9 protein-coding genes are annotated in these 13,268 nt (G+C 60.7%); 6 read left to right on the forward strand and 3 right to left on the reverse strand.

Annotation, left to right across the window (positions count from 1 at the left end; translation table 11 throughout):
* The first annotated feature begins 130 nt into the window (after positions 1 to 130).
* On the forward strand, positions 131 to 1,498 hold the full coding sequence (locus H4684_RS12040; protein WP_192623926.1) for a peptidoglycan DD-metalloendopeptidase family protein: 1,368 nt from the start codon (positions 131 to 133) through the stop codon (positions 1,496 to 1,498).
* Positions 1,499 to 1,596: 98 nt separating this feature from the next.
* On the opposite strand, the gene H4684_RS12045 is transcribed toward H4684_RS12040, so the two are convergent.
* Both H4684_RS12045 and H4684_RS12050 read right to left on the reverse strand, forming a co-directional pair.
* A complete protein-coding gene (locus tag H4684_RS12045) occupies positions 1,597 to 4,137 on the reverse strand; it encodes a hypothetical protein (protein ID WP_192623927.1) in 2,541 nt (846 codons plus the stop codon).
* Between the two features lie 12 nt (positions 4,138 to 4,149).
* A complete protein-coding gene (locus H4684_RS12050) occupies positions 4,150 to 5,013 on the reverse strand; it encodes a hypothetical protein (protein ID WP_192623928.1) in 864 nt (287 codons plus the stop codon).
* 502 nt (positions 5,014 to 5,515) lie between these two features.
* Here H4684_RS12050 and H4684_RS12055 point away from each other — a divergent pair.
* Positions 5,516 to 7,390, forward strand: a complete 1,875-nt coding sequence (locus H4684_RS12055) for a methyl-accepting chemotaxis protein (RefSeq protein ID WP_192623929.1) — start codon at positions 5,516 to 5,518, stop codon at positions 7,388 to 7,390.
* 342 nt (positions 7,391 to 7,732) lie between these two features.
* A complete protein-coding gene (locus tag H4684_RS12060) occupies positions 7,733 to 7,972 on the forward strand; it encodes a hypothetical protein (RefSeq protein ID WP_192623930.1) in 240 nt (79 codons plus the stop codon).
* Positions 7,973 to 8,092: 120 nt separating this feature from the next.
* On the opposite strand, the gene H4684_RS12065 is transcribed toward H4684_RS12060, so the two are convergent.
* Positions 8,093 to 8,221, reverse strand: a complete 129-nt coding sequence (locus H4684_RS12065) for a type II toxin-antitoxin system YoeB family toxin (protein WP_192623931.1) — start codon at positions 8,219 to 8,221, stop codon at positions 8,093 to 8,095.
* Between the two features lie 416 nt (positions 8,222 to 8,637).
* On the opposite strand from H4684_RS12065, the gene H4684_RS12070 reads away from it, so the two are divergent.
* From H4684_RS12070 to H4684_RS12080, 3 genes are read left to right on the forward strand one after another with little or no spacing between them, the layout of a single operon-like run.
* Positions 8,638 to 9,450: a TVP38/TMEM64 family protein gene (locus tag H4684_RS12070; protein ID WP_192623932.1), complete on the forward strand. Its 813-nt coding sequence runs from the start codon at positions 8,638 to 8,640 to the stop codon at positions 9,448 to 9,450.
* Positions 9,447 to 11,714, forward strand: coding sequence for a hypothetical protein (locus tag H4684_RS12075; protein WP_192623933.1), 2,268 nt, complete (start codon positions 9,447 to 9,449; stop codon positions 11,712 to 11,714). Before H4684_RS12070 ends, H4684_RS12075 begins: the two co-directional genes overlap by 4 nt.
* Positions 11,711 to 13,006, forward strand: a complete 1,296-nt coding sequence (locus tag H4684_RS12080; protein WP_192623934.1) for a glycosyltransferase — start codon at positions 11,711 to 11,713, stop codon at positions 13,004 to 13,006. The genes H4684_RS12075 and H4684_RS12080 overlap by 4 nt, the downstream gene beginning before the upstream one ends.
* The last annotated feature ends 262 nt before the right edge of the window (positions 13,007 to 13,268 follow it).

Below are 13,268 nucleotides of genomic sequence, written 5' to 3' on the forward strand. Positions count from 1 at the left end.
TCGTGCCGCTTTTCCGTAACGCTTGACCCACGCTGAATATTTTTGCAGGCACTTCGTTGCATCGCTGAAGACACGGCGCCGCCCTTGGGCCCGGACCATGGGCCGACCCCGGATACAATCGCAACACCTCATGAAAAATTACTATATCAACGACAAACGGAAACTGGCGCGCCGACGTCGGCTCATCCCGATCCTCCTGGCCGGTCTGGTCATTGTTTGCGCGCTGTACCTGGCATGGTCGCACCGGCAGGATATCCTCGCCGTGTTCGGCAGCCCCGCCGAGGACTCCGTCGCCACGGACAACGCCACCACAGACAACGCGACCATGGGCAACGCCACCATGGCCAACGCCACGGCGGTCGCGGCCGAAGTGCCGGAACCGCCCAGGCGGGAGCCCGTGCAGGAATGTCGGATCCAGGACGGCGACACTCTGAGCTCCATCTTCGATAAGCACCTCATCTCCCAGACGACCCTGTTCCAGATCATGGACGCCGACGAGCAGATTCTGGCCCTGGACATCCTGCGCCCCGGGAACACGCTGACGTTCACCTTCAATCCCGACTGGAGCCTGGAACGGATGGTGCTCTCCGTGAATCCGGCCCGGCAGGTCGTCTATCGGCGGGTTGACGCGGAAAATTTCGAGTTCGAGGAAGTCATCCACCCCGGCACCTGGGTGCAGCAGACCCTGGCTGGCGGCATAGAGGGCAGCTTTTTTGTCTCCGCCCAGAACGCGGGCCTGAACGATCAGGAAGTGGCGAGCATCGCGGAGCTGCTCAAGGGACGCATCAACTTTCGCCGCGACCTGCAGGCTGGGGACACGTTTCAGGTCGTGCGCAGGCAGCAGTACGTCGGTGACGAGTTCACAGGCGAGAGCCAGATCCTGGGCATCCGCATCATCTGCCGGAAACGGACCTATGACGCCTATCTGTTCTCGGACGGCAAGTACTACGACCGCGAGGGCAACAGCCTCATGCGCGCCTTTGTCCGCTATCCGTTCAAGGGCAGCCAGCGACTGTCGTCGGCCTTCAATCCCAGGCGGCGCCACCCGGTCACCGGCAGGGTCTCCCCGCACAACGGCGCCGATTTCCGCATGTCCGTGGGCACGCCCATATTCGCCCCGGGCGATGGCGTGGTCACACGCACCCTCCAGCACCGTTTCGCCGGTAAATACATCGAAATCCGGCACAGCGACCGCTACTCGACCCGCTACCTGCATTTGAGCAAATTCCTGGTCCGCAAGGGGCAAAGGGTCAAACGCGGCGACAAGATCGCCCTGTCCGGCAACACCGGCCGGTCCACCGGCCCCCATCTGCATTACGAGTTCCATGTCGCGGGGCGTCCGGTCGATCCGGTCACGGCGCCCATCCCGATCATGTCCTCCATTTCCAAGAAGGATCGCGCCGCCTTCAAGGCCAAGGTTGCGGAGCTGACGGCCGACATGGACCTGGCCAAAGCCGTCGATGGCCCGCGCCTCTCGCAGGCCGCGACCACGAACTAACCCACCGGCAGGCCGCGCCTCTTCCGATCGCCAGACGTTCCTGTTTTTCTGCACTATCGATGGCGTCGTGCCGCAGTCGCAAGCGCTTCCGGGCGTTTTCAAGGCTGATAGGTGTACTCGTAATACTGGTGCACGGCACCGTGGGCGATGGCCATTCCGCAACCGTGGCCCACGAAACGGACGGTCACGACCTGCTTGTCTCCCTTCTTGGGGTTGTTCCCAAACGAGATTTTGTAGGTTGTCTGCGTAACCTTGGGGTTTTTGTCGACCCAGACAGATTTCCATTGGAACCCGGAGGAGAAAAGGCTCGCCTTGGGGGGCGGGTAGTTGTGCTCCCTGTGGCGGCCGTCGTAAATTTCGAGTCCGCATGACCAGACCGGCCCCGTGGAGCCTTCCGCCTTGTCGACTTTCAGCTGGATTTCCACCTCTTCTCCCGGCGCGGCCGAGACCGGCAGCGGCGACCAGCTGGCCGCGTAGTCGAATATCCAGGTGGCGCTTCGATCCTTCACGGCGATGTGGATCGAGGCGGATGTCTTTGCACCCTGAACCTTGACGGTATTGAAACGAGAGCTTTCGAGGATGTCCTGCCAGGTTCTTGTCAGCATCCAGCGTCCGCCGCCTTCGGCTACCACCGGAGCGGGCTCGAGGGCGTCCTCTTTTTCCGTAATGTCGATCGATATGGAGTCCTTGGCCAAGAACGCTCCGCTCGCGCTCTCCAGCCGGACTTCGGGACGGAAGCTGTCACCGGCCTTCAGGTTCGTGTAGGTGTGGCTCGTCTTCGACGAGCCCCCCGGCTGCACGTCCTCGGAGAAGGACGCCCCGTCGCCGAAATTCCACACGAAGCGATAGCCGTCATCGGGGCGGGCGGCCGCCTCGAACTCGTGCGTGACCTGGGTGGCGCCCTCGGCCATCTCGTATGTCACGATGCGCGGCGGCTGGATGGTGACCGTTGTCTCCTTTTCCTTATAGGTCCAGGGTTCGCTTTTGAAGCGCCTTGTTCCCGCTTCGATCTCCACATGGGCCGTCTGGCCGTCCTCGATGCCATAGAATTCCTCTTCCTCGGTCAGGGCGTGTTCGCCCAGGGGCGCGTAAAGGCGCAATTTCCTCTTCTCAAGGGTGCCGTCGGCCTTTTCGATGGCTTCGAGTTTGCCCTTGCGGAAATGCAGCGCGCGCCTGCTGACCGGCTTCCCGTCGCGGGCGATGACCAGTGTCGCCGGACCCGTGTATTCGATCGCAAGCCCGTACGCCTTCCAGGCCACGTCCTGTTCCTTGTGATGCGTCATGTCCGTATCGACCTCGATCACGTACCTCGAATACTCGGCCTCGCCGGGCACTTCCCCTTTTTCCACGCCTTTTTCGGCAAAGGCCGAGACAAGCTCCATGGTCGGAAAAAACATGTCCATCAGATCCGCGTTGGCATGGATCGCTATGGGCAGCAGCACCTTGGCCTGACTGGGCGCGTAGGCGTTCGGGATGTGATAGCGCCCCGTGGCGCCCGAGAAGGAGGCCGCGGACTCCAGTGGGTCGATCCAGATGGACTGGTCCGGGTCGAACCAGTGAAAACTGAGGCGCTCCTGCGCCATGGGTACCCGCGTCCAGTCGAAGGCTCCCCCTTGTCCGTCGTAGCGTTTCACTCTGCGTTTGATCAGATAGCCCTGAACAAGGGTCGCGCTTTCACGCAGATCGGAAAATTGCGGAGACGGATAGGCGTGCGCCAGGAGCGGGTCGTAATTGTTCGGAATGATTTTGGAAGCCTTGTCGTGGATCGTGTCCTCGGAATAGAAATGCCTGTTGGTGAAGCCCGCCACTTCGCGGACCAGACGCTCGGGATCCTGGAGGGTTCCGCCAGCGCTGGCCAGGATGGGCTGCAGTCGCGGATCAAGGAAGGGGTCTGCGGCGGCGGCACGGACATGTTCGCTGAAGATGCGCGTCTCGATGGGTTCGTCGAGGGGGTGGGAGTCGTTGCGGACGTGCGCTGGCTGCGTCATGTCGCCCATCATGTGCATGGCCTCGCCCAGCGCCCGGTACGCCAGGGCGAGATAGACGCTGCGTTGGTCGGCATGGTCGATCGGAGCCAGATTCAGGTTGAGTTTGAAATGATTCGGCGCGAGCGTGGGCGGCAGGGGAACGCTGTCGTCGACCTCCATGGCGAGCTTGTAATAGGTCAGCCCCTGCCGGAAGCTGAACGGATTGTCCGGGTGGTCCAGCCCCCAGGTCTTTGCGTCGATGCCGGGAGCTTCATACAGGACTCCATGGGCCCAGAACTGATCCGTCAGGTATGGCTTCACAAGGCCAAGGGGGTCGTAGAAATGCCGTACCGAGGCATACAGGTGCGGTTCGTCGGCCCAGTCTCCGCCCACGATGATCCACTGCGGCATCGTGAAGGAACCCTCGGCGATCGTGTAATGCCCGATGTCAAGGCCGGAGCTGGTCACGGCGATGCCCCGGCAGGGTTGCTGGCGCAATTCGTCCGGCAATGGTCCCAGAAGATACTTCTTCTTGCCTTCCATCTGCCTGTAGAAAACATTGACCGCTTCGTAGTTGATCTGCCGATGCGTTCCCTGGTTCCAGGCCAGGCCGTCATGCGTTGCGGCAAGAAAAAGAAGCAGAAGCGCAGTGCAGAAAAGTTTGATCTTCATGAGCAAGCCCCTTCAGAAATCGGCCAGAAACCAGGTGTCGCCATCTTTCATCCACCTTGCATAGAAGGTGAATCCGTCCAGTTCCAGTGCATACTCGGCAGTTCTGAGCGTTGCGTCCTTTTCCGGCTCGGCGGGAGGACTCAGGAACGTGATTTCCGCCGATTCGAACAGGGCGCCAAACGACGGCATGGCGTCGGGATTGGCCGCGAACAGAGCCGCGTAGACGTCGCGCCGGTCCTTGGCAATGAGGGCCGTAGCCCCCGTGATGTCCTTGCGGTCCATGGCCTGCCGGAAATCGTTCTGCCGCTGTCCGATGGCCTGCTTCTCGGCCTGCAGGTCCGGAGTGTTTCGCCAGTCGTAATCGTCCGTACCGAGCAGATCAGAGTCTTGTACGGGCGCCGCGCCAAGCACCGGGACAGGCACCGGGACAGGCGCCGGGACAGGCGGGGCCGTCTGCGGTTCGCCGCCCGCGTGTTCCGGTCCATCGGGCAGAGTCGCGGCAGTGGCGTTCGCCTGACGGGCCGCGAATTCCTGCATGTATTTGGCCAGCGCTTCCAGGGCGTCGACATGTTTGGCCAGGGACCCGGCATTTGCGCTTTTTGCCTCTTGGGCCAGAGACTGAATTTTCTGCACGTCTGCTCCGAGAATGTCGATTCCGCCTTGATGCAGCTCCAGGGCAAGCCGCATGAACGGGGCAGGCAGCATGTTCCAGCCACGCAGGGCCCGGACGGTGAGTTTGCCCTCCTGTTCCAGTTCCCGCATCTCCTGTCCGGCGGAATCCGGCGCGCAGGTGGCCGGGTTGGACAGGGGCCAAATCAGGAAGCAAAGGGTGCCTGTCAACACCGCCGCCAATCTCAACGTATGCAAAACCGCCATGTTCGCGTCTCCCTCTCCCCAGCGTTCAGTTTCCACACGTCCATACCCGAATCGGGGCACAAAAAATAGTTTTCGTTTGTGCCGCGCATGGCGCGCGGAAGATTTGGCATGAGCGGCCGCCGGTACCGGGAATTCCTATCCAAAGAAAGGAGGATGCCCTTCTTGCCAACTCGTTTGTGCGAAATTCCGGGTATCCTCGTTTTTCCCTGCAAGTATTTTGAGCCGTTGTGGCAAAATGTGTGCGGATCAATCATTTTAGCATTTGACTTTTTCGGGAAATTGTCATTTTCGGACTCTCTTGTTATTCATGCCTTGAACCTAAGCAACCTTGCAAAGACCTGTATGGTTTTACTTGCGCTTAGCGTTTCCCTCCCTGCAAGTATGAGTTCCAATTTTATGTCGATGTTCATTTTTTGCGACAAAAATGTTGTATGTTGCCAGCGTTATTGCGTGGCAAGATTGCTGCCCTGACAGATAAAATTATCGAAAGAGAGGAATACCCATGACCATACGAGTGAAATTGCTCCTCATAGCCTGCATTGCCATTCTCGGGTTCCTGAGCGTTTTTCTTGTCAACGAATACGGCAACAGCAGGCAGGCCCGGGCCGCCCATCTCTTCGAGACCGGGCTGGATGTTGAAATTCTCATGCTTGAGGCTCGCCGCGCGGAAAAGGATTTTCTGGCCCGCAAGGACCTGTCTCATGTCGATCTGGTCGCGGCCAGTGTCGAGGAGGCCATGGGTCTCCTGGAAACCATGCGCGACTCCGAAATGGCAGGCCGGGCCCAGACGGTCGGCGGCCTGATGCGCGAATATCTGGCGGCTTTTTCCGTCGTCGTCGAAAACATGAAGAGCCAGGGGCTGAACGAGAATGAAGGGTTCACGGGCGATCTTCGCGCCTCGGTTCACGCCGTCGAGGAGATGGTCGGTGCCCAGGAGGACGACACGCTCATGGCCCAGATGCTCATGCTCCGGCGTAGGGAAAAGGATTTCATGCTGCGGGGTGAGTCTAAATATTTGGATTCATTTAAAAAAGATGCCAGTGTTATGCGGTCGGGAATCGAAGGCTCAGAGCTGTACGATGATGCAGCCCGGAAAAAGCTGCGCGAGCTCCTGTCCGCCTATGAAGACTCCTTCGCCAAGTATGTCGCCGCAGCCGAGGACATCGCCGCCAACCAGGAGCGGTTCCGGGAGGTGATCCGGACCACCGAGCCTCTCATCGAAGAGATGGCCTCGGCCGCCCGGGCCATCGTGGAGCGTGAGGATGCCATGGCCAGGAGGATATCCCTCCTTGGCGTTCTCTGCTTTTCCGCCCTGACGCTCGGCGGCATCGCCCTTGTGATGCGTTCCATCACCGCGCCCCTGAACCATCTCGCGGCCCAGAGCCTCAAGGTCTCGGAAGGCGACTATACCGTGCACTTCACCTACACGGCCCGAGACGCCATCGGCAGCCTGTCGGACGCCATGAATACCATGGTCGAGCGCACCAAGGAGATGCTCGGAGAAATCAACGCGGCCACACGGGCCCTGGCCGCGTCTTCCTCGGAGCTTTCCGCCGTTTCCTCCCAGATGGCCGACGGCTCGGTTCGGACCGCCGATCTGGCCAACTCCGTCAGCGCCGCTTCCGAGGAGGTCAGCGCCAGCATGCATACCGTTTCCGCCTCCATGGAGCAGGCCGCCGTGAACATGAACACCGTGGCAGCGGCCGCCGAGGAGATGAGCGCCACCATCCACGAGATAGCCGGTAGCTCCGAGCGGGCGAAGAACACGACGGAAAGCGCCGTGGACAAGGCAGCCCAGGCCTCGGTGAGAGTCGACAGACTTGGCGCGGCGGCCAGGGAAATCGGGGCTGTCACGGAGACCATCACGGCCATTTCCGCCCAGACCAACCTTCTGGCGCTGAACGCGACCATCGAAGCGGCACGGGCCGGCGATGCGGGCAAGGGCTTCGCAGTGGTTGCCAACGAGATCAAGGAACTGGCGTTGCAGACGTCCAGGGCCACCGAGGATATCCGGGAGCGCATCGGCGGCATCCAGGCGGTGACCGGCGACACCGTGGCCGAGATAGCGGCCATATCCACCGTCTTCGGTGACATGAACGTCATCGTCGGAGGCATCGCGGCGGCCGTGGAGGAACAGTCCGCGACCACTCGCGACATCGCCGAGAACGTGGGACAGGCTTCGTCAGGAATCACGGAAATCAATGAGAACGTTGCCGCCAGTTCGACCATGACCCGTACCATCAGCACGGACATCGCCAAGGTACGGACCGCCTCCGATGAAATGACCACCAGCAGCAGGACCGTGCAGCAGAGTGCGGCGGAGCTTTCGAACCTGGCCGAGCGGTTGGCGGAACTCGTGTCCCGTTTCCGGATTTGAAGCCCGCCATGACGCGTCATAACCGTATGACATCATAACCCGCGGCCCCTCTGAGTCGCGCCCGTGTGCTTGGATTCCGGTGCCGCAAAGGCAATTCGTTGTGTGGCGAGGATGTTACATGCGATTTTTTAGTTGGAACAAACGCGTGTCGCGATCATACTCATTTACGGATTTGAAAATGTCATACAGTTGAGCTGCGTGGTCTTCCCCCGGGGTGCCGCTGTGATCCCGGGACCTGAAGATCCCGCGACGGGAGAAGCGCTGCCATGCGCCCATGAATAATGATCATCGACGACGGGGCCAGCATCTGCAAGGCCCTTTACGACTTCCTGGATGATTTCGATGAGTTCGATCTGCGCAGGGTGCCCTCGGCCGAGGGCGCCCTGGCCGAACTTGAACACCAAGCCCCCGGGCGTGGTTATGGGGCTGGGGTTTACGGTCTCCTATTTCATCGTCACACGCAGCCACAAGGGCCGCATGCGCGTGGAGTCCGCCCCGGGCGAAGACACGCGGTTCATCGTGGAATTGCCCTTGACGGGAGGCGTTCGAGGATCAGGTTCCGAAGAGTGCCTGGATGGATGAGCGCCGGAACGTCGGTGGCGAATTCCGGCCGATCGGAAGTCCGTTGATTTCAAGAACCCGGGTCAGCCTGAGGCTGTGAGGCCACGAGGAAAAGATCCGGGGTCTGATTTTCGATGTCGCTCAATCATGACGCCTCTTTCGCAAGAAATCGATCCGGTCATCCCGGACCAGATCCGCCAGCCTGTGCGTGTGGCTGACACGTCGTGACCAGAGGCCGGGGTTTTCGAGGCGAATACGTGTCCTCTTCACGCCCCTCCTTTTTGCCTGTTTCGCCTACTTTCCCCTTCGATGTCGCCGTGCCGGTTCCATGACCGTCCCCGGGCGGCAACCATTTCGCGTCCAAGCCCCACGAAGCGAATACTGACCATCTTTCCCCCCCCTTTTTTTGGGCTGTGTCCATTTTCAAACACGACTTGGAGGTTGTCTGGGTACCCTTGGCATTCCTGTCGACCCGGGTAGACTGCCGTTTGGACATCGCCCATCAATCATGCTAACGGCAACTTCATGGCTTCCTTTCTGATTTTGTTGGGGAATATTTTTTGGAATTTCCACGTAGATGTGTCAGGTTGTTATGAGAAGATGATATTTTGCCTTAATAATTCCATGCATATGCAAGCTGTCTTCTTCTTTTTGCACCGATCTTGCAGCGCAGGTAAAAAAGGAAAATGGTCAAATCCGTATTCAGTGCTTTCACTTCACTCGCCGCAACAGGCATGAAAAGACCTCTGCTTGGGATCGCCTCCGGCATTGTGTTCGTCGGCCTGATTCTCGCGGTGCTCGTCTATTTTGATCTTCACGAGCAGCTGGTCGCATTGCTGGAGTGGATAGACGCGCAGGGTGTGATGGCCGGAGTCTACTTCATCCTGCTGATGGCGGCGGTAGTGGTCCTCCTTTTGCCGGGCTTTTTCGTCACCACGGGTGCCGGCTTCGTGTTCGGCGTCATCGAGGGGACCGCGCTGGTCGTGGCGGGCACGGCCATCGGCGCGTCGCTGGCCTTTCTGATCGCCCGTCACCTGCTTGGCGAGCGCGCCTCGCGGTTCATCGTCAGTCACGGCAGGTTGCAGGTCGTCAGCGACGAAATGGCGCGTCACGACTTGAAAGTCGTGATGCTCACCCGGCTGATCCCGTTCTTTCCGGGCAAGATTTCCAATTATCTCTTCGGACTGACACGGTTCACGTTCAAGGGCTTCGTGCTCGGTTCGCTGATCGGGTTCATTCCGTTTTCGTTGCACAACGTCTACCTGGGCTCGATCACCGCCGATCTGGCAAGCCTTTTGCGGGGCGAGATGGAGCGCTCGCCGTTGCAGTGGGCGATATATGGCCTGGGGTTCGTCATGACGATCGTTGCGTTGCTCTATTTCAACAAACTGGCGCGGCGGGCCCTGGCGGAGTATTCGCGGGAAAGCGAAGGCGCGCAGGGCGGCAAGCCCGGGCCTGAAGCAGGGGAAAGGGCAGGACCCGCCAAGGACAGCTCATGAAATTTTCGAAATGGACCTTTTTGCAATACATCATACGGCGTGCGGCGCGTCGCCAGGGTTTCCTCGATCCGATCGAACTGCTCGCGCGGCTCCGCAGTTTCGCGCAGCCCTCCGAAGTGGGCGAACCGGTTGAACTGTTGCGTGCGGGTGTCGTGTTTCACGCGCGCGGCCTGATCAACAGTCGCGTGATCCAGTACAACATGGACTGGGTGTGGCCCTACTGGGTCGAACGCCAGTTCAACCCCAATGACGAATCATTCATTCCACGCGCCTTTTCGGTCTCGCATATCAATCTCACCCATCGCAACTGGACCGCGCTCGGTTATCCCGACTGCGAGGAATTTCCGCTGGTCGATCCGCGCGGCCTCCTGACGCCCTGCCTGGACGGCTGGTCCCTAGATGGCTGGGTGTGCACGGAAGGTGGGCGCAACCTGTTTCCGTCGCGTTGCCTAAGCGGCGATCAGCGGCAGGACATGTCCAGGGGCCTTGCGATCACGACACGGATCCAGGAGGGCGGCCTTATCCTTAGCAGCACGGCGAGCGTCGAGCTCGAAGGCGGAATGCCGGTGTGCGTGCTGACCCTGACGGCCCGGGCCGACGGTCCCGCCTGGCTGGCGCTCGCGTTGCGCCCGGCCAATGCGGAAGGGATCAGCTTCATCAACGACGTGGCACTTTCCCCTGATCGCAGGACCTGGACCGTGAACGAGGAACAGAGTGTCGTGTTCAGCGTGCCGGTGGAACGTCACCTGGTATCCGATTATGGTCATGGCGATGTCGCGCTCCATTTGAAGCAGGCGCAAGCCCGTGCCGAAATCGAAGAACACGGCGCAGGCAGCTGCGACCACGGCATGGTGACGGCGGCGGCGCTGTTCGCGATACCCGAAGACGGCGAGAGGGTCCTGACCGCCCGTATTCCGCTGCCGCACAAGACGCCCGTACTTGCGCAAAATGCCTGGGCGGACCTTCGCGAATCCGCGTGCATGTTGCAGTGTCCCGAGCGCAGATACCAGGAACTCTATGACGCGGCGATCACCTCGTTGATTCTGCATTCGCCGGACGATGTGTATCCGGGCCCATCGACCTACAGGCGTTTCTGGTTTCGTGATGCCGCCTACATCATCCATGCCCTGCTGTGCGTGGGCCTGGAAGCGCGGGCCGAACGCGCGCTGAGGCGCTTTCCGGAACGGCAGACTCCGCTTGGCTATTTCCGGTCGCAGGACGGCGAGTGGGATTCCAACGGTGAGGTGCTGTGGATCCTGCACCGCTACCAGGAACTCACCGGCAGGAAACTGACCGCCGACTGGCGCAACGTGATTGCACGCGGTGCGCGCTGGATCATGCGCAAGCGGCTTTCCGGCAAGCTCGCCGCGCCGCATGCGGGTTTGCTGCCTGCGGGATTCAGCGCCGAGCACCTCGGTCCCAACGATTACTACTACTGGGATGACTTCTGGGGCATCGCCGGACTGCATTGCGCCGCGGACCTGGTCCTCGGCCATGATGCCGACATGGCCGCCGAGTTTACGCGCGCCGCCGTCGATTTCACCGCGTCGGTGGACCGCAGCCTGGCTTCCTGCGCGCAGCGGCTGGGACGTCCGGGCATGCCGGCTTCGCCCTACCGGCGGCTGGATTCCGGCGCCATCGGGTCGATCGTATCCGGCTACCCCCTGCAACTGCATGCCGCGGACGATCCCCGGCTGCTCGACTGCGCGGAGTTTCTGCTGAAAGCCTGTTTTATCGACGGCGCTTTTTTTCAGGACATGATCCATTCCGGTCTCAACGCGTATCTGACCCTGCATGTGGCGCAGGTGTTGCTACGTGCCAATGACCCCCGGCATCTGGAACTGATGGACGCGGTGGCAGGGCTGGCGACGCCGACGGGCCAGTGGCCTGAAGCGATTCATCCGCAAACCCGGGGAGGGTGCATGGGTGATGGCCATCATGTGTGGGCGGCGGCCGAATGGGTCCTGATGGTGCGCAACTCTTTTGTGCGCGAAGAGGGCGATCGTCTGATTCTGTGCGCGGGTATTCCCGGGCGCTGGCTGAAAGAGGGCAGACCCGTGCTGTTCGGACCGGCTCCCACAAGCTTCGGTCCGGTGTCGATTGCCCTGAATCCAGTCTCGGACACCAGCGTCGAAATCGACCTGCGGACGGCATGGCGCGGTCAGCAACCACCCATCGACGTTCGTCTCCCGGGCCATGAGCCTGTCTCGCTGGAACAAAGCACCACAACCGTGATCGTCACAAGAGAGGAACTCCCTGCATGAACATCGCGCTCATCACGAACACCTTCACGCCGCACGTGGGGGGCGTGGCGCGCTCGGTGGAAGCGTTCGCGAAGGCATACCGGGAAATGGGTCACCGCGTGCTGGTCGTGGCGCCGGAATTCGAGAATGCGCCGGAGCATGAAACCGATGTCTTCCGCATTCCCGCCATCCAGCATTTCAACGGCAGCGACTTTTCGGTGGTGCTGCCAGTATCGCGGGGACTGTACGACAGGATGGAGGACTTCGGCCCCGACGTCATCCACTCCCAGCATCCTTTCCTGCTCGGCATGACCGCCCTGCGGATAGCGCGAAAGTTCGACCTGCCGCTGGTGTTCACACACCACACGCTTTACGAGCAGTACACGCACTATGTGCCGGGTGATTCGCCGGCGATGAAGCGTTTCGTCATCGAGCTGTCCACCCGCTATGCCAATCTCGCCGATCAGGTTTTTGCGCCAAGCGAGAGCATTCGCGACATGCTGATCCGGCGCGGAGTCACCTCGCCGGTGCTGGTGGTGCCCTCGGGGGTCAGCGTGGAGCGTTTTGCAAGGGGCAAGGGTCGGGATTTCAGGATGAAAAAGCATATCCCCGAGGATGCGTTCGTGGTCGGGCACATGGGTCGCCTGGCGCCTGAAAAGAATCTGGAGTTTCTCGCAAGATCGGTTGCGGACTTCATGGAGGAGCATGGCGCGGCGGTGTTTCTGCTGGTCGGCGCCGGACCTTCGCTGGAGGCGATCAAGCGAATCTTTGCCGGGGCCGGCATGAGCGGGCGCCTCCATACCTGCGGCGTGCTGGAGAAGGACGATCTCGCCGATGCGCTCAATGCGATGGACGTGTTCGCGTTCGCGTCGAAAAGCGAAACTCAGGGCATGGTCCTGACCGAAGCGAAGGCAGCAGGCCTTCCGGTGGTGGCCCTCGATGCGCCGGGTGTCAGGGAAGTCGTCGTGGACGGGGACAACGGTAGGATGATCAGGGAGGAAACCAGGGAGGCCTTCGCCGCTGCGCTACAGTGGGTTCATGCGCGCTCGCGGGACCAGAAAGAGGCCCTGGCCGCCTCCGCCCGCGCCACGGCCGATGTCTATTCGATGGCGGCTTCCGCGCGCAAGGCCCTCGCGGCGTATGAAAACCTGCGATCCGGTCCCTCCACCCGGTGGCATGATGACGAACTCGGCTGGGATCAGATCAGGGTCCGCATCAAGGCCGAATGGGATATTCTGAAGACATTTGCGCAGGCAGGCGACGAAGCTCTGAACGAAAGCCTCTTCGCCTCCGACCGGAAAATGAAGCGCTGACGCTGCCGTTTGATCCCGGCTTCGCTATTCAGGGAGTTGCGCCGTCACCCGAGCCGCTCCGTGAACGAAACCGCGGCGGAGCGCCCATGCCCGAGTGCCCGGGCTGGGGCTTCAAGGTTAAAAGTAACAGTTTTTTTCGGAATTTCTTACATCGCTAGGCATCCATGTATTACTCCGAGCCCTAAACAGTTAACATTTTAGGCTGCGTATCGAACATGTTGTCCGTGGAAATACTTCTGAACAATCGAGGGCCTTCTCTGGC

The organism is Desulfomicrobium macestii, assembly GCF_014873765.1.
Lineage (GTDB): Bacteria > Desulfobacterota > Desulfovibrionia > Desulfovibrionales > Desulfomicrobiaceae > Desulfomicrobium > Desulfomicrobium macestii.

Coding starts and splice junctions, on each gene's coding strand:
- H4684_RS12040 (WP_192623926.1), top strand. CDS start 131: ATGAAAAATTACTATATCAACGACAAACGGAAACTGGCGCGCCGACGT.
- H4684_RS12045 (WP_192623927.1), bottom strand. CDS start 4,137: ATGAAGATCAAACTTTTCTGCACTGCGCTTCTGCTTCTTTTTCTTGCC.
- H4684_RS12050 (WP_192623928.1), bottom strand. CDS start 5,013: ATGGCGGTTTTGCATACGTTGAGATTGGCGGCGGTGTTGACAGGCACC.
- H4684_RS12055 (WP_192623929.1), top strand. CDS start 5,516: ATGACCATACGAGTGAAATTGCTCCTCATAGCCTGCATTGCCATTCTC.
- H4684_RS12060 (WP_192623930.1), top strand. CDS start 7,733: ATGAGTTCGATCTGCGCAGGGTGCCCTCGGCCGAGGGCGCCCTGGCCG.
- H4684_RS12070 (WP_192623932.1), top strand. CDS start 8,638: ATGGTCAAATCCGTATTCAGTGCTTTCACTTCACTCGCCGCAACAGGC.
- H4684_RS12075 (WP_192623933.1), top strand. CDS start 9,447: ATGAAATTTTCGAAATGGACCTTTTTGCAATACATCATACGGCGTGCG.
- H4684_RS12080 (WP_192623934.1), top strand. CDS start 11,711: ATGAACATCGCGCTCATCACGAACACCTTCACGCCGCACGTGGGGGGC.